The 16,171-nt window shown below is 73.2% G+C and carries 11 protein-coding genes, 2 pseudogenes and 1 riboswitch; of the genes and pseudogenes, 3 read left to right on the top strand and 10 right to left on the bottom strand.

The window, feature by feature from the left end; genetic code table 11:
- Nucleotides 1–3: 3 nt before the first annotated feature.
- The gene (locus ACFWPT_RS07210) at nt 4–1,152 is read left to right on the top strand and encodes a bifunctional 2-methylcitrate synthase/citrate synthase (RefSeq protein ID WP_380480205.1); all 1,149 of its coding nucleotides are present in this window, start codon (nt 4–6) and stop codon (nt 1,150–1,152) included.
- On the opposite strand, the pseudogene ACFWPT_RS07205 reads toward ACFWPT_RS07210, so the two are convergent.
- Both ACFWPT_RS07205 and ACFWPT_RS07200 read right to left on the bottom strand, forming a co-directional pair.
- A pseudogene (locus ACFWPT_RS07205) lies at nt 1,098–1,412 on the bottom strand (short-chain fatty acyl-CoA regulator family protein); the annotation flags it as partial. The gene ACFWPT_RS07210 and the pseudogene ACFWPT_RS07205 sit on opposite strands and share 55 nt — an antisense overlap.
- Nucleotides 1,413–1,421: 9 nt before the next feature.
- On the bottom strand, nt 1,422–2,660 hold the full coding sequence (locus ACFWPT_RS07200; RefSeq protein ID WP_380480322.1) for an RNA-guided endonuclease InsQ/TnpB family protein: 1,239 nt from the start codon (nt 2,658–2,660) through the stop codon (nt 1,422–1,424).
- Between the two features lie 26 nt (nt 2,661–2,686).
- On the opposite strand from ACFWPT_RS07200, the gene tnpA reads away from it, so the two are divergent.
- Nucleotides 2,687–3,103: an IS200/IS605 family transposase gene (gene tnpA / locus ACFWPT_RS07195; protein ID WP_380368355.1), complete on the top strand. Its 417-nt coding sequence runs from the start codon at nt 2,687–2,689 to the stop codon at nt 3,101–3,103.
- A gap of 94 nt (nt 3,104–3,197) precedes the next feature.
- Here the strand turns inward: tnpA and ACFWPT_RS07190 are convergent.
- Nucleotides 3,198–3,314 (bottom strand): annotated as a pseudogene (locus tag ACFWPT_RS07190) (helix-turn-helix domain-containing protein); the annotation flags it as partial.
- Between the two features lie 17 nt (nt 3,315–3,331).
- The gene (folP, locus tag ACFWPT_RS07185; protein ID WP_380480203.1) at nt 3,332–4,192 is read right to left on the bottom strand and encodes a dihydropteroate synthase; all 861 of its coding nucleotides are present in this window, start codon (nt 4,190–4,192) and stop codon (nt 3,332–3,334) included.
- A gap of 114 nt (nt 4,193–4,306) precedes the next feature.
- Here folP and metF point away from each other — a divergent pair, with 114 nt between their 5' ends.
- Nucleotides 4,307–5,224, top strand: coding sequence for a methylenetetrahydrofolate reductase [NAD(P)H] (gene metF, locus ACFWPT_RS07180; RefSeq protein ID WP_380480201.1), 918 nt, complete (start codon nt 4,307–4,309; stop codon nt 5,222–5,224).
- A gap of 100 nt (nt 5,225–5,324) precedes the next feature.
- On the opposite strand, the gene metE is transcribed toward metF, so the two are convergent.
- The 6 genes from metE to ACFWPT_RS07150 form a co-directional block, all read right to left on the bottom strand.
- Complete coding sequence (gene metE, locus ACFWPT_RS07175; protein WP_380480199.1) at nt 5,325–7,640, bottom strand: 5-methyltetrahydropteroyltriglutamate--homocysteine S-methyltransferase; 2,316 nt, start codon at nt 7,638–7,640, stop codon at nt 5,325–5,327.
- A gap of 164 nt (nt 7,641–7,804) precedes the next feature.
- Nucleotides 7,805–8,027: riboswitch (cobalamin riboswitch) on the bottom strand.
- A gap of 29 nt (nt 8,028–8,056) precedes the next feature.
- On the bottom strand, nt 8,057–8,971 hold the full coding sequence (locus ACFWPT_RS07170) for an ECF transporter S component (RefSeq protein WP_380480197.1): 915 nt from the start codon (nt 8,969–8,971) through the stop codon (nt 8,057–8,059).
- The gene (locus tag ACFWPT_RS07165; RefSeq protein ID WP_380480195.1) at nt 8,968–10,671 is read right to left on the bottom strand and encodes an ABC transporter ATP-binding protein; all 1,704 of its coding nucleotides are present in this window, start codon (nt 10,669–10,671) and stop codon (nt 8,968–8,970) included. The genes ACFWPT_RS07170 and ACFWPT_RS07165 overlap by 4 nt, the downstream gene beginning before the upstream one ends.
- Nucleotides 10,668–11,789: a CbiQ family ECF transporter T component gene (locus tag ACFWPT_RS07160; protein WP_380480320.1), complete on the bottom strand. Its 1,122-nt coding sequence runs from the start codon at nt 11,787–11,789 to the stop codon at nt 10,668–10,670. The genes ACFWPT_RS07165 and ACFWPT_RS07160 overlap by 4 nt, the downstream gene beginning before the upstream one ends.
- Before the next feature lie 118 nt (nt 11,790–11,907).
- Nucleotides 11,908–13,107 (bottom strand): hypothetical protein, encoded by a 1,200-nt coding sequence (locus ACFWPT_RS07155; RefSeq protein ID WP_380480192.1) that lies wholly within the window; start codon nt 13,105–13,107, stop codon nt 11,908–11,910.
- Nucleotides 13,104–16,100: a prenyltransferase/squalene oxidase repeat-containing protein gene (locus ACFWPT_RS07150; RefSeq protein ID WP_380480190.1), complete on the bottom strand. Its 2,997-nt coding sequence runs from the start codon at nt 16,098–16,100 to the stop codon at nt 13,104–13,106. Before ACFWPT_RS07150 ends, ACFWPT_RS07155 begins: the two co-directional genes overlap by 4 nt.
- Nucleotides 16,101–16,171 lie beyond the last annotated feature (71 nt).

Raw genomic sequence — 16,171 nt, 5'->3', positions numbered from 1 at the left:
GCCATGCCCACCACCGCACCCGGGATCCACCGCGGACTCGCCGGAGTCGTCGTCGACACTACCGGGATCTCCACCGTCATCCAGGAGACCAACTCCCTCACCTACCGCGGCTACCCCGTCCAGGACCTCGCCGCCCAGCGCTCCTTCGAGGAGGTCGCGTACCTGCTGTGGCACGGCGAACTGCCCGACCCCGGACAGCTGCGGGAGTTCCGGGCCCGCGAGGCCGCCCTGCGCCCGCTCGACGGCACCACCGCCGAACTGCTCGCCAAACTGCCCGAGACCTGCCACCCGATGGACGTGCTGCGCACCGCCGTCAGCTTCTTCGGCGCCGAGGACCCCACCGAGGACGACGGCCGCCCCGCGCCCAACCTCGCCAAGTCCCTCACCCTGCTGGCGAAACTGCCCACCGTCGTCGCCGCCGACCAGCGCCGACGCCGGGGCCTGGCGCCCATCCCGCCGGACCCCGGGCTCGGCTGTGCGGAGAACTTCTTCCACATGTGCTTCGGCGCGGTGCCCGCCCCCGAGGTGGTCCGCTGCTTCGAAATCTCCCTCGTGCTGTACGCCGAGCACAGCTTCAACGCCTCCACCTTCACCGCCCGCATCGTCACCTCCACCCTCTCCGACCTCTACAGCGCCGTCACCGCCGCGATCGGCGCACTCAAGGGCCCCCTGCACGGCGGCGCCAACGAGGCCGTGATGCACATGCTGGAGGAGATCGGCGACCCCGACCGGGCCGCGCAGTGGCTCGACGAGGCACTCGCCGCCAAGCGGAAGATCATGGGCTTCGGCCACCGCGTCTACCGGCACGGCGACTCCCGCGTCCCGATCATGCAGGCCGCCCTGGACGACCTGGTGGCCCGCAGCGCCGACCCCGGGACGGCCCGGCTGGCCGCCCTGCACGCCGCACTGCGCGAGGCGATGCTGGAACACAAGAGCATCCACCCCAACCTCGACTACCCCGCCGGCCTCGCCTACCACCTGATGGGCTTCGACACCCCCGTCTTCACACCCCTCTTCGTGCTGAGCCGCATCACCGGCTGGACCGCCCACATCACCGAACAGCTCGCCCACAACTCGCTGATCCGCCCGCTCGCCCGCTACGACGGCCCCGGCCAGCGCCCGGTGCCGGGGCTGTCACCGAGCACGGCGTAGGGAACGCGGCTGCGGCGGTCCGGCTCGACCGCCAGGCGCCCGCCCGCCGGCGGGCGGGCGCGCTGGGCGCAGTCGCGGCGCTCACAGATCCGGCAGCCCAGCCCGATCGGGGCGGCCGCTCCCGCAGCGTCGAGCGCGACGCCCTCGGCGTAGACGAGGCGGTGCGCGTGGCGCAGCTCGCAACCGAGCGCGACGGCGAACTCGCTGCGCGGCGCGCGGTGGCCGAAACCCCCGTGGGAGACGGTGCGGGCGATCCAGAATTGACATCCTCAACCGGCCTGAAGGCCGGTGATTCCCTCCACGCTGCGCGTGGAACACGCGGCGTCCGGGTAGGTTCCTGCTTCACCGCGCGGTGCCGGGACGAGTCCTGGTCCTATCTGCGCTCCACAGGCTGAGACCGCAAGTCCTGCGGCCTTGGCTATGTTCCGGGCGGCGTTCACGTCCCTGTCGTGGACGGTCCCGCAGTCCCCGCATGTCCACTCGCGGACGTGCAGGAGCTTGGGGCCGTCCTTGATCCCGCAGTGCGAGCAGACCTGAGAGGTCGGCTCGAACCGTCCGATGCGGATGAACTCGCGCCCCGCTCGGCCGGCCTTGTATCCCAGCATGTTCAGGAACGCGGACCATCCGGCGTCGTGCACCGACTTGGCGAGGCGCGTGCGCGCGAGTCCCTTGACCGACAGTGTCTCGACCGCGAGCGCTTGGTTCTCGCGCACGAGGGAAGTCGAGAGCTGGTGGTGGAACTCGCGCCGGGCGTCGGCCACGCGGGCATGTGCCCGTGCGACCTTGACCCGCTGCTTGTCGCGGTTGTTGCTGCCCTCGGCCTTGCGGGACAGGGCCTGCTGCGCGCGCTTGAGTTTCTTCTCGGCACGGCGCAGGAACTTCGGTGATTCGATCTTCCGGCCGTCGGACAGGACCGCGAAGTGCGTCAGCCCGAGGTCGACACCCACCGCCTGGCCTGTCTCCGGCAGCAGGTCGGGGCCGGTCTCCACGACGAAGCTCGCGAAGTACCTTCCGGCGGCGTCCTTGATCACGGTCACGGTGGACGGGGTGGACGGCAGCACACGGGACCAGCGGACCGGCACGGGGCCGATCTTCGGCAGGTTCAGCTTGCCGCCCGGTGTGATCGACCATCGGGCGTTCGCGGTGAACCGCACCGCCTGCCGGTTGTCCTTGCGGGACTTGAACCGGGGCGGTTTGATCTTCGGACCCTTGCGGGTGCCCTTGAGGGAGGCGAAGAAGTTTCCGTACGCGGTCTCCAGATCCCGCAGGGACTGCTGCAGCACCACGGCGGACACCTCGCCCAACCAGGCGCGTTCCGGGGTCTTCTTCGCCTCCGTCAGCCGCTTGGACAGCTCGGCGGCCTTCGGAAACGGCAGCCCGGCAGCTCGCGCGTCCTCACGTTCCCGAAGGGCATCGTTGAAGACGACGCGGGCGCACCCGAACGCCTGGGCCAGAGAGGAACGCCGACCAACCGTCGGGTACAGGCGGAAACTGTACCGAAGCTGCACAATCGACACAGCACTACAGTTGGTTTATGACTGAGCATCAGGAGATCCGTACAGGCAGGCACTGCACATTCGCGCTTCACGCGCACTTGGTTTTCGTGACGAAATTCCGGCACAAGGTGTTCAACGACGCCCATCTTCGACGGGTGGAGGAGATCATGCGGACGGTCGCCGAAGACTTCGAGTGCGAGATCGTGGAGTTCAACGGTGAGAACAACCACGTCCACCTGCTGGTGAACTTCCCCCCGAAGGTCGCCCTGTCCAAGCTGGTCAACAGCCTCAAGGGCGTCAGCTCACGCCGGATGCGCCAGGAGTATCCCGAACTGGTCCGCCACTACTGGCGCGCACAGAAGCTGTGGTCCGGCTCGTACTTCGCGGGGTCGGTCGGCGGAGCACCGATCAGCGTGCTCCGCCAGTACATCGAGCAGCAGAACCGCCCGGCCTAGAACCTGCACGGAGCGCACTGCGGCGCTCCGCGCCTACGGGCCAAGGATTCGCCTCACCACCGGGCTAAAGCCCGATGCACTGCGAATAGTCTCGGTAGCTGGTCGAGATGCCGAGCTCGCGCGCCAGCTCGACCTGGTTCATGCCGTGCTCGCGGCGCAGCCGGCGCAGCTTGGCGTGGGCGTAGACCTTCCGCCCGGTCGGACGTGGCATGGCGCGTACTTCCTCTCTCAGACCCGGTTGGTTCGGATCGCGGCCTCGACCCGGACGGCGTCGGCCGTGTCCCGGACCTCGTGCACCCGCACCGCCCACGCGCCCTGCGCGGCGGCCAGGACGCTGGCCGCCGCGGTGGCCGCGTCGCGTTCACGGGCCGGACGGGCCTCGCCCGTCCGCGGGTCGGCCAGCAGCTCGCCCAGGAAGCGCTTGCGCGAGGCCGCCACCAGGAGCGGGCGCCCCAGCACGCGCCAGGCGTCGAGCGATGCCAGCAGCGCCCAGTCGTCCTGCCGGCGTTTGGCGAAGCCGAGGCCCGGGTCCACGATGACCTGGGAGGGGTCGACCCCGGCCGACACCACCGTGTCCATCTGCCGTGCGACCTCACGGATCACCTCGGCCGCGACGTCCTCGTACGCGGCCAGTTCGTCCATGCGGGCGGACTGCCCGCGCCAGTGCATGACGACGAAGGGCACTCCGGCCCTGGCCGCGGCGCCGATCATGCCCGCGTCGGCCCGGCCCCCGCTGACGTCGTTGATGATCCGGGCGCCGGCTTCCACCGCCGCTTCGACGACCCGGGCCCGCATCGTGTCGATGCTGACCAGGACGCCCTTGTCGGTGAGCGAGCGCACCACCGGCAGGACCCGGCGCAGTTCCTCCTCCTCGGACACCCTGGTCGCTCCCGGCCGGGTCGACTCGCCGCCGACGTCCACGATGTCGGCGCCCTGTTCGGCCAGCAGCAGTCCTCGGTCCACCGCGCGCCCCGGGTCCAGCCAGCGGCCGCCGTCCGAGAACGAGTCGGGGGTCACGTTCACGACTCCCATCACCGCGCACCGGTCCCATTCGGGCAGCCCCGACAATACCTGCGAAGGTCTTTTCATGCCCCCATTGTGCCGCCCGCCCCACCTGTCCCCCAACTCGCACCACCGAGAAAATTCGTATCACAGAGTGGACACCTGAGGACGACCGATAGCCCGGCTGGTTAACCTCCTGCCATGACACTCGGAATTCCCTCCACGCGCACGGATCGGGCGACCTCCATCCGCGAACTCCTCGCGACCGGCAGGCTTTCCTCTTCATTCGAATTCATGCCGCCCCGGAGTGCCGAAGCGGAGGTCGGCCTGTGGAATGCGATCCGGCGCCTGGAAGCGCTGTCCCCCACCTTCGTCTCGGTGACCTACGGCGCCGGCGGGTCGACACGGGAGCGGACGGTGAACGTCACCGGCCGCATCGCGCAGGAGACCACCCTCACACCGACCGCCCACCTGACCGCGGTCGGCCACAGCGTCGCCGAACTGCGGAACATCCTCGGCCACTACGCCGACCAGGGCGTTCGCAACATCCTGGCGCTGCGCGGCGACCCGCCGGGCGATCCGCTGGGCACCTGGCACCGCCACCCCGACGGGGTGGAGTACGCCGCCGACCTGGTACGGCTGATCAAGGAGTCCGGCGACTTCTGCGTCGGCGTGGCCGCGTTCCCCGACCTGCACCCGAGGTCCCCCGACTGGGATTCCGAGATCAGGCACTTCATCGAGAAGTGCCGGGCCGGAGCCGACTACGCCATCACCCAGATGTTCTTCGACGTGGACAGCTACCTCCGTTTCCGGGATCGACTGGAATCGGCCGGCTGCACCGTTCCGGTCATTCCTGAGATCATGCCGGTGACCAGCATCCGGTCACTTCGGAGGATTCCGACGCTGACCACCGCCGCCATTCCCGATGAGCTTTCCGAAAGCATGCTGAAGCAGCAGGACAACCCGAAGGCCGTCCGGGCGATCGGTATCGATCACGCCACCGGAATGTGCCGGCGCCTGCTGTCCGAGGAAGTTCCCGGGCTGCATTTCATGACCATGAACTTCTCGACGGTGACGACGGAGATCTACCAGAACCTCGGGCTTCCCGGGTCCGGGTGAAACCGGCCGGGCCGCCGTACGGCAGCCCGCCCGGAAGCGACCCGACCCGGCCGGGCGCCGCACGGCGTGCGGGGCCCGGCCGGGTCGCGTCACCGGCAGGTCAGCCGGCCAGCTCCGCGCGCAGGCGGCGGGCGGCGCCGACGAGGCTGTCGAGCGAGGCGCGGGTCTCCGTCCAGCCGCGGGTCTTCAGGCCGCAGTCGGGGTTGACCCAGAGCCGCTCTGCGGGGATGGCGGCCAGGCCCGCACGCAGCAGTTCCACGGCCTCCTCGGTGCTCGGGACGCGCGGGGAGTGGATGTCCCAGACGCCCGGGCCGACCTCGCGCGGGTAGCCGGCCCCGGCGAGCTCTCCGGCGACCTCCATGTGCGAGCGGGTGGCCTCCAGCGAGATGACGTCCGCGTCGAGCTCGTCGATCGCCGTCATGATCGCGCCGAACTCGGCGTAGCACATGTGGGTGTGGACCTGGGTGTCGGCGCGGACGCCCGAGGTGGCCAGGCGGAAGGACTCGGTCGCCCACGCCAGGTACGCCGGGCGGTCGGCGGCGCGCAACGGCAGGGTCTCGCGCAGGGCCGGCTCGTCGACCTGGACGACGGCCGCGCCCACGGCCTCCAGGTCGGTGACCTCGTCGCGCAGGGCGAGGGCGACCTGGCGGGCGGTGTCGCCGAGCGGCTGGTCGTCGCGGACGAAGGACCAAGCGAGCATCGTGACGGGGCCGGTGAGCATGCCCTTGACCGGACGGTCGGTGAGGCCCTGCGCGTAGCGGAACCAGTCGACGGTCATCGGGTGCGGGCGGGAGATGTCCCCGGCCAGGACCGGCGGGCGCACGTACCGGGTGCCGTAGGACTGCACCCAGCCGTGCCGGGTGGCGAGGTAGCCGGTGAGCTGTTCGGCGAAGTACTGGACCATGTCGTTGCGCTCGGGCTCGCCGTGCACCAGGACGTCCAGTCCGGCCTTCTCCTGGAAGGCGATGACCTCCCGGACCTCGGTCTCCATCCGCTCCCGGTAGGCCGCCGCGTCGATCCGGCCCGCCGTGAGGTCGGCCCGGGCGACCCGCAGTTCGGAGGTCTGCGGGAACGAGCCGATGGTGGTGGTCGGCAGCAGCGGCAGGCCGAGCCGGGCACGCTGGGCCTCGGCCCGCTGCGGGTAGGCCTGGGCGCGGCGCGCATCCGCGTCGGTGACGGCGGCGGTGCGGGCGCGCACCGCCGGGTCGTGGGTGATCGGCGAGTTGGCGCGCGAGGCGAGGTCGGCGCGGTTGGCGGCCAGGTCGGCGGCGATCGCCCCCGTACCCTCGCGCAGGCCCCGGGCCAGCAGCGCCACCTCCCTGGCCTTCTGCTGGGCGAAGGCGAGCCAGCGCAGGATCTGCGGGTCGACGTCGCGTTCGGCGGCGGCGTCCAGCGGCACGTGCAGGAGGGAGCAGGACGGGGCGACGTCGACCCGCTCGGCGAGGCCCAACAGGGTCGCCAGGGTGGCCAGCGACTTCTCCAGGTCGTTGATCCAGATGTTGCGCCCGTCGACCACCCCGGCGACCAGCCGCTTGCCGGGCAGCCCGCCGACGGCGGCCAGGTCGTCAAGGTTCGCCGCGGCGGGCCCCGTGAAGTCCAGCGCCAGGCCCTCGACCGGGGCCTTGGCCAGCACCGGCAGGGCCTCGCCCAGGCGGTCGAAGTAGCTCGCGACCAGCAGCTTCGGACGGTCCGCCAGACCGCCCAGCTCACGGTAGGCGCGGGCGGCGGCGTTCAGCTCGGCCGGGGTGCGGTCCTGCACCAGGGCGGGCTCGTCCAGTTGCACCCACTCGGCGCCGGCCGCCTTCAGGTCCGCCAGCAGCTGCGCGTAGACGGGCAGCAGCCGGTCCAGCAGGGTGATCGGCTGGAAGTCCTCGGCGACACCGGGGGCGGGCTTGGCGAGCAGCAGGTAGGTGAGGGGGCCGACGAGCACGGGGCGTGCGGTGTGGCCGAGCGCCAGCGCCTCCCGGAACTCCCCGACGGCCTTGGCCGGGTTCGCGGTGAAGACGGTGTCCGGGCCGAGTTCGGGCACCAGGTAGTGGTAGTTGGTGTCGAACCACTTGGTCATCTCCAGTGGCGCGACCTCCTGGGTGCCGCGTGCCATGGCGAAGTAGCCGTCCAGCGCGTCGATTTCGACCGCATCCCGGTGCCGGGGCGGGATCGCGCCGACGGCGACCGTGGTGTCCAGCACGTGGTCGTAGAGCGAGAAGTCGCCGGTGGGCACTTCCAGGACACCGGCCCCGGCGAGCTGCGCCCAGTTCTTCCGGCGCAGGCCGACCGCCGTCTCCCGCAGGGCGTCGGCGGTGACCGTGCCCTTCCAGTAGCCCTCGACGGCCTTCTTCAGCTCCCGGCCCTGGCCCTGTCGGGGGTAGCCGTACACGGTGGCCCTGGTTGCCGCGGCTGCGGACTTCGTGGTCAAGGGACTCTCCTTCGCGAGTCTGGCTCCTCAAGTGCCCGGGGACGGGACGAGAGCGCGAAGGGATGACGAACCGGGCGGCGGCTCACGTCGATGCGCGTGCCGGACCCGCCTGGTATGGTCGCCGACCCGCCCACGAGGTCACCGGGATATCCGCACGCGGAACGGTCCGCGGGCGGGCAACGGGCAGGTCTTCGGACTCGTGGGCGCACCGGGCCTGTTGGCGTCCGGTACCTACTGGCCATCGCTTCCCAGACCCGTCCCGGGTCCAGTGCGTATGACGGCGGTCGTTCCCACTCACCGCTGCGGGGCAGTCCCGGATTCCCACCGGGTTCCCTCTTGCGACGTCCTGCCTGGCGGGCAGGACGAACCAGCTGCGTCGCCAGCTTAGGGGCAAACCGCCGGGGCCGACGCGGAATTCACGGAAGCCGTCCGCATGGTGAGACTCCCTCGCCGCTCGCGGAGCCGGTGGCGGTGCCGTTCGCGGCGGCGTTCGCGGTGTCGTTCGCGGTGTCGTTCGCGGTGACTCGTCGACTGTCCGGGGCGTCCGGGGCTTCGAAGCCCACCATGGGCTCGAAGTTGGCGCGGCGGGCCGCGCGGCGGAAGACGGTGAGGACGGCCGGGCCGACGACGAGCACGGCGGTGAAGGTGGTGACGGCCCGGCCGGTGTCCCAGCCGAGCGAGGTGGCGAGGTCGAAGAGCAGGTAGCGGTGCCACTGCTCGGTGAAGGGCAGCCCCGGCAGGTAGGCGATGGAACTGTTCGGGTCGGTGGAGAACGGCCAGAAGGAGAGGTTGAGGAGGAAGCCGAAGAGGTACCCGGAGAACGCCCCGTACGCGGCCAGCATCGCCACCTCCCAGCGCCGCCGTCGGGTTCTCGGCAGCAGCCCGGCGAGCATGCCGACGAACGCGCAGCCGAACATCTGGTACGGCATCCAGGGGCCGACGCCGCCGGTGAGCAGCGCGGAGGCGAACAGCGAGGTGCAGCCGAGGGTGAAGCCGAAGCCCGGGCCGAAGACCCGGCCGGCCAGGACGAGGAGGAAGAAAACCGTCTCCACCCCGGCGGTGCCGGCGCCGAGCGGGCGCAGCCCGGCGTTGACGGCGGACAGGACGCCGAGCATGGCGAGGGCCTTGGCGTCGATGCCGCCGGCCGCGATCTCGGCGATGACGACGGCGAGCACCAGGATCAGCAGGGTGCCGAAGATCAGCGGCGGGGCGTAGGAGGAACCGAACTTCCCGGGGGCGACGACGAACGGCCAGGTGAAGGCGACCAGGCCGATGAAGGCGGCCAGGGCCGCGACGACGCGGGCCCGGCCGGGGATCCGGACGGCGCTCACCGGGCGGCCTGCGCGGGCGCGAGGGCGGCGGCGACCTGCCGGGTGGTCAGGTAGGGCAGCGGGGCGAGGACCTTGGCGGTCTGGGGGGCGAAGGTGGGCGAGGCGACGATGACCTCGGCGGTGGGGCCGTCGGCGACGATCTCGCCCTCGGCCATCACCACCACCCGGTCGGCGGCGGCGGCGACGAACTCGACGTCGTGGGTGGAGACGACGACCGTACGGCCTTCGGCGGCGAGGGCGTCGACGATGCCGGTGAGCGCTTCCTTCGCGTGGTAGTCGAGCCCTCGGGTGGGTTCGTCCAGCAGCACCACCCTTGGCGCGGCGGCCAGTTGGATCGCCAGGACCAGGGCCAGCTTCTGGCCCTCGGAGAGGTCCCGGGGGTGGGTGCCGTCGGGGATCCCGGGGGCGAGCCGGTCGAGGATCTGCCGCGCGGTCGGGCTTGCTGCGGTCGGGCCGGCTGTGGTCGGGCCTGCGGCGGTCGGCCCGGCTGTGGTCGGGCCTGCTGCGCTGCGGGCCTCCAGGTCGCTCTGGGCGAGTTCCTGGGCGACCGTCTCCAGGTACAGCAGGTCGGTCGGGGTCTGCGGGACGAGCCCGACGAGCTGCCGGGCCCTGGTCGCGGAGAGCCGCTTGGGGTCCGCGGCCGGCCCGCCGTCGGCGCCGAGGACCTGCACGCTGCCGCCCTGCCGGGGGCCGGAGCCCTGGAGGGCCCACAGGAGCGAGGACTTGCCCGAGCCGTTGCGCCCCATCAGCGCGGTGACCTCGCCGGCCCTCAGGTCCAACCCGACCTCCCGGACGGCGGCGACCGGCCCGTACCGGACGACCACCCCCCGGGCGTCCAGCACCCGCTCCCCCGCCACCGCTGCCCGGCGCGGCGGAGGAACGGGCACGTCGGTGAGCCGCTCCCGCAGCGGGGCGGCGGCGCGGCGGGCGTCCCGGACGGAGAGCGGCAGCGGCCGCCACCCGGCCAGCCGGCCGAGGTCGACGACGGGCGGCGCGATCGCGGCGTGCCGGAAGACCTCGGCGGGCGGCCCGTGCACGACCGTCCCGTCGCCGGGCAGGTAGGCGACGCGGTCGGCGTACTGGACGACCCGCTCCAGGCGGTGTTCGGCGAGCAGGACGGTGACGCCGAGGTCGTGGACCAGGCGGGTGATGGCCGCGAGCACCTCCTCGGCGGCGGTCGGGTCGAGCGCCGAGGTCGGTTCGTCCAGGACCAGGACGCGCGGGTGCGCGGTGAGCACCGAGCCGATGGCGACGCGCTGCTGCTGGCCGCCGGAGAGCTCGTGCAGGGCGCGGTGGCGCAGGTCGGCGAGGCCGAGCAGGTCGAGGGTCTCCTCGACGCGCTTGCGCATCACCTCCGGCGGGACGGCCAACTGCTCCATGACGTAGGCGAGTTCCTCCTCCACCGTGTCGGTGGTGAAGCCGGCCAGCGGGTCCTGCCCCACCACGCCCACCACGTCGGCGAGTTCGCGCGGCGGGTGGTGCGCGGTGTCCCGGCCGTCCACGGTGACCCTGCCTCGCAGGGTGCCGCCGGTGAAGTGCGGCACGAGGCCGTTGACGGCGCCGAGCAGGGTCGACTTGCCGACGCCGGTGCGGCCGACCACCAGGCAGAGCTCGCCCTCCGGGATGTGCAGGTCGACGTCGCGCAGGACGGGGGTGGTCTCGCCGTCGTACACCACGCCGACCTGGTCGAATCGGATCACGTGCTCACCTCGGGGGTCGTGCGGTCGGTGCCGGTGCGGCGGGCCCCGGTGGCGGGCTCCGGGGTACGGCCCGGCGGCGGCGCGACGACCCCGGCGGCACCGGCCAGCAGCAGGGCGAGCACCGGGACGAGCGGCAGGCTCGGCCAACTGAGCGGGTAGAGCGAGGGGTTGAGGTCGGTGGCGGCGTAGCCGACGGTGGCGAACAGCAGGACGGCGGCAATCACCCCGCAGCCCGCGACGCCCCACTCGGCGGCCCGCCAGCGGTCCGGCCGGTAGGTGGTGCGCCGCACGCGCCGGCCGCCGAGGATCAGCCCCGCCACGCAGAGCAGGGCGCCCGCGAGGAAGGCCGGAAGCCCCAGGGCAGCGGGGGCGGTTCCGTCCAGGAGCCCGTACACCCCGGCGCACAGGCCGCACATGCCGAGCAGCATCAGGGCGCCGGTGACGCGGCGGGAGCGGCGGGTCGCGGTGCCGGAGCGGCCGTAACCGCGCGAGTCCATCGCGGCGGCCAGGTGCAGCGAACGCTCCAGCGCGTCCTCCAGCACCGGGACGACGATGCTGCGCAGCGCGCGGACGCCCTTCCGCTGCCCGGCCCGCAACCGCCTTGCCCGGGCGACGCGTTGGACACTCTGCACCAGCTGCGGGGCGACGCTCAGCGACACCGTCACGGCGACGCCCAGCTCGTACAGGGCGCCGGGCAGGACCCGCAGGGCGCGCTTGGGGTTGGCGAGCGTGTTGGCGGCGCCGATGCAGCAGATCAGGCAGGCCAGACGCAGCCCGTCGAAGGCGGCGGAGAGGGTCGCCTCCAGGGAGACCGGCCCGCCGATCCGGATGCCCGCGTACCAGGCGGGGGTGGGGAGGTGCGGGAGCGAGAAGAGCAGGTGGTCGTGCGGGGTGATGCCGGTGGCGAAGACGCACCGGAACACCACCCGGATCGCCACCACGGTCAGGGCCAGCCACAGGTAGTAGGTGAACCCGCGGGCCCACGGGGCCTCGGTCCGGCGGGCGGTGACCACGTAGCCGAGCACGGCGAGGACCAGCAGGAGCAGCAGCGGGTTGGTGGTGCGGCTGGCCGCCGTCGCCAGGGCGAGCGCCCAGGTCCACCAGGCCAGCGGGTGCAGGTTCCGGGGGCTGCGCCGGCTCCCGGCGTCCCGTCGGGGGGTGGGCTTCGGGTTGGGCTTCGGCTTCGGGTCGGGCTTCGGGGGGACGGCGCCGGGTTCGTCGGGCTTGGTCACCGGATCACTCGGCCCGTCGGCGGCGGCGGCGCGCGACGACCACGGTGGCCGCGCCCAGCGCCCCCACGAGGGCGGTCGCGATGACGGCAGGGGCCATCGACCCGGAGTCGTGCGGGGCGTCCGCCACCGGATTGGCGTCCACCACGCCGCCGGGCACGGCGGGGGTGGACGTCGGCGCGGCCGCGGCCTCGACCGTCTGCGGGGTCGGCTGATCGCTCGGGGTGTCCGTCGGCGGCGCGGTGGGCGGCTCGACCGGCACCGGCGTGGCGGGCACGGGCGTCGGCTCGGGCGCTCCGGGCGGAGTGATGCCGTCCTCGGGGGTGGCGGCGGCGCCGGGCCCCGGGGTCGTGGCGGGCGCGGGCGGGCGGGCTCCGCCCGTCGGGGGCTTGGCGGGGGCCGGGGCCCGGCCCGATCCGGTGCCACCGGTCGTGCCTGCGCCGCTGGTGCCGCCGGTTCCGCCGCTGCTGCCGGTGCTGCTGGTGCTGCCGGTTCCGCCTGCGTTTCCGGTGGTTCCGGTCCCGCCGGTGCCACCGCTCGAACCGGTGCCGGTGGCGCTGCCGCCGGTCGTACCCGTGCCACCCGTCGACCCGCCGCCGGAGCCGCCCGTGGTGCCCTGGCCGGGGTCGGCGGGCTGCCCGCCGGGGCTGAAGTTGTTCGCGCGCACGCTGTCCGGCGAGAAGCCCGGCCGCCCCTCGGTGCCCTCGATGTTGGTGCCACCGAAGATCCAGAGGTCGACGCTGCCGGGCTTCGGCTGGTAACTCATCGCGCCGAGCTGGCTGTAGGACCACTCGTTCTGGCCCGGATCGGCGTGCCAGTACGACCAGTAGGCCGTGGCCGGGGGCGTCAGGACGCACTTCTCCTGGTCCGGGGCCGGGAACTGCTTGCCGCCCTGGAAGCCGCTGTAGCCGATCCGGCAGATGAACGCCGGACCGTCGTGGCCGGTCCCGGTGGTCTTCCAGCCGCCCTGGTTGAGCAGGGTGAAGCCGGTGGTCGGGGTGGTCCCGCAGGAGCGCAGCAGCGGGCCGCCCCACTTGCTGAAGTCCACGGCGAGCACCACGCCGGAGGTGGTGGTGCACTGGTCGATCGGCAGCGGCGCCGCGGACGCCGGGGCGGTGCCCACGGCGACGCCGCCGAACGCGAGGGCGAAGGTCAGGGCCGCCGCCCCGGACAGCCGGCCGAGCCGACCGCCGAGTCCCCGGCTCACCGGTGACGCCCCGGGGCGGCTGCGGCGCGGCGCCGGGCGACGAGGACGGCCGCCGCGCCGAGCGCGGTCAGCACACCCGCGCCCGCCGTCAGCGTCAGGGCCTGGGTTCCGGTCCCGGCCAGGCTGCCGGAACCGGTCTGCGCCGGCACGCCACCGGCGGGGGCGACGGGTGCGCCACCGCCACCGGCCGGAGCGTCGATGCCACCGGCCGACCAGGTGGCCGAACCGTCGCCGGTCGAGGGAGCGGCGGTGTCCGAGGGCCCAGCCGTTGCGGGCGAGCCCGTCGGGCTCGGCGTGTTCGTGGGCGTGTTCGTGGGCGTGTTCGTGGATGTGTTCGTGGGCGTGCCGGTCGGGGTATCGATCGGCGTGCCCGTGGGAGTGCCCGTCGGCGTACCCGTCGGGGTCGCCGTCCCGGTGGAAGTCGGAGTCGGCGTCGGCGTCGACGTTCCCCCGAGGTCCCGGAACAGCGTGCCGAACGAGATCCCGGTGGCACCGCCGAGCACCTGCGTGGACGCGCGGACGTCCGATCCCGGTTGCCCGGCAGAGGCGACGTTGAACCCGCCGTCCCCGTTCTGCTGGCCCGCCAGGAAGTCGCGCGCCTTGGCGATCCGGGCGCCGTACGAGGCCTGGCGCAGCGTCATGCCCTGGATGGCGAGCGCGGCCGAGTTGGTCGAGTCGCCGGCCGCTCCCGGGAAGCCGCCGTCGGGCAGCTGCCGCGCGGCGAGCCAGCCGAGGCCCTGGTCGACGGCCCGCGCGGCCTCGTCCCCCGGCACGAGGGCGAGGGCCATGACGGCCATCGCCGTGCTGTCCACGTCGGAGTCCCCGGTGGCGGGGATCAGGCTCGGCCACGAGCCGTCCTGGTGCTGGAGGCCCTTCAGGTAGGCGATCGCGGGAGCGGCGTTCGTCGAGTCCCCGGCCCGGAGCTGGGCCATGATGCCGAGCGCCTGGGAGAACACCGAGGTGGCGTAGGTGTAGTTGCCGGGCGCCGCGCAGCCGGTGCTCTGGTCGGCCTTGGTGCACACGAGGGCGGCCAGGGCGGCGATCAGGTCGTGGCCGCCGAAGGCGCGCGGGTTGCGGCCGACCGCCTCGGCGAGCAGCGCCTCCTTTCCGATCGAGCCGCCGCCTGCGTACTCGGTGCCGATGCCGGTCCAGTCGTTGACGGTGCGCTCACCGGCGTCCTTGCCCGGCTGGTCCAGGAAGTCGACGATCCTGCGCAGCGCGGCGTCGTCGGTGCCGGTGGCCGCGAGGGCGTAGGCGCCGTCGATGGTGAGGCCGAAGTCGGCGAAGGCCGGGAAGCCCTCGTAGTAGCGGCCGTTGATCAGGCGGGAGGGGTCGGTGAGGTAGGCGCTGCCCTTGGCGGCGTCGGGGGTTCTTCCGGCAGGCTTCGTGGTGGCGGGCGTCGTCGGCGGGGTGGTGGGGTCCGGGTTGTGCCGGACGCTGGTGAGGTCGGTGCCGGTCAGGGCCAGGATCGCCTGCTCGGTGGCCGCCGGGTCCGGGTCGGTGGTCGACGCGTCGGGGCCGAAGCCGCCGTCCGTGCCCTGCCGGGCGGCGAGCCAGGCCGTGGCGGCGGCCCGGCGGGTGTCCTGTCCGGTGGCCTTGAACGCCTGGGCCGCGCTCGCGGTGCTGATGGTGTCGCCGGGGGCGCCGAGGTACGGGAGCAGGGATCCGTCGGCCTGCTGTCCGGCCGCGAGCTGGTCCGAAGCCTTCTTCGCCGCCGTCTCGTACCCGGGGGCCGTGCGAAGGGCGAGCACCGCGAGGCCGGTGGTGAGCGGGTCGGACTCGCAGTGCTCGCCGGCGACGATCATCGATCCGGCCACCCCGCCGTCGGCGCACTGGAGCGCCGTGAAGCGGGCGAGCGCCGGGGCGGGTGGCGTGACACCGGCGCGCTGGAGGGCGATGACGCCGAGGGACTGGACCCAGGGCGAGGCCGCGCCGAGGAAGTCCCCGGCGGCGGTGCACCTGCCGTTCTCCCCCGCCGCCGTGCAGACGTGGCCGGTGAGCGCGGCGATCAGGTCCCGGCCGCCGAAGGCCCGGGGATCGCTGCCGGTGCTCTCGGCGACGAGGGCCAGCAGTGCGGCGGCCCTCGCATCGGGCTGGCCGGCCGGTCCGTCGGGGTACAGGAAGGCGTCGGTGTGGGCGGCGAGGAAGGCGGTCGTCCTGCGCACCGCCGGGTCCTGCGTGCCGGCGGCGGCGAGGGCGATGGCGGTGAGGGCGGTCCGGGGGTAGTCCGGCCCCTCGACGGCCCAGTTCTCCATGTGGTCGCCGCCGACGAGTTGGCGGGCCAGCCAGGCCGCGGCGGCCGCCGGGTCACCGGTGGCGGACGGCCCGGTCGAGGTCGGCCCGGTCGGGGTCGGTGTCGGAGTCGGGCTCGCCGAGGGTGACAGCGAGGCGGATGGCGAGGCGGACGGCGAAGCCGACGAACCACCGCTCTTCGCTCTCACGGAGTCCGGGGTGAAGCCCGGTGCCCCGCTGGTGCCGCCGATGTCGGTGCCGCCGTACACCCAGGCCTCGACCTCGCCGGGCTTGGGCTTCTGCGTCCCGGCGCCGAACCGGCTGTAGGACCAGGCCTGTTGGCCGGGTTCGGCGATCCAGTACGACCAGTACGCGGTGGCCTGCGGGGTGTTGACGCAGGGTTCCTCGGCCGGCGTCGGGTACTGGGTGCCGCTGTTGAAGGTCCCGGTTCCGAGGCGGCAGATGAAGGCGGGTCCGTCGTGCTCGGTTCCGGCGGTGGTGAAGCCGGCGGCGTGCAGCAGGTTCATCCCGGTCGTGGGGTGGGCGTCGCAGCCCCGGACGACGCCGCCGCCCCAGTGGGTGAAGTCGACGGCGACGATCGCGCCCGTCGTCGCCGTGCACTGCTCGATCGGGTCGGCGGCCGCGGTGCCGGGGCGCCCGAACAGGACGCTTCCGCAGGCGGCGACCGCGACAGCACCGGCGACCACCACGGAGGCGAGGTCCCGGTTCCTGTGACGTGTGCGACTGCTGCTGACCCTCACGACGACTCCCTGGTCGGTCGACGCGGGACGCAACGGCGCAGCCGACGGTCTCCTGGGCAGGGACCGTCCGG

The sequence above is a fragment of the Kitasatospora sp. NPDC058478 genome, from assembly GCF_042720345.1.
Taxonomy (GTDB): domain Bacteria; phylum Actinomycetota; class Actinomycetes; order Streptomycetales; family Streptomycetaceae; genus Kitasatospora.
This window is presented reverse-complemented; position numbering and strand designations above follow the sequence as displayed.

Excerpts from the sequence above, each read along its gene's own strand:
- ACFWPT_RS07210 (WP_380480205.1), top strand. The coding sequence starts at position 4 with ATGCCCACCACCGCACCCGGGATCCACCGCGGACTCGCCGGAGTCGTC.
- tnpA (WP_380368355.1), top strand. The coding sequence starts at position 2,687 with ATGACTGAGCATCAGGAGATCCGTACAGGCAGGCACTGCACATTCGCG.
- folP (WP_380480203.1), bottom strand. The coding sequence starts at position 4,192 with ATGAAAAGACCTTCGCAGGTATTGTCGGGGCTGCCCGAATGGGACCGG.
- metF (WP_380480201.1), top strand. The coding sequence starts at position 4,307 with ATGACACTCGGAATTCCCTCCACGCGCACGGATCGGGCGACCTCCATC.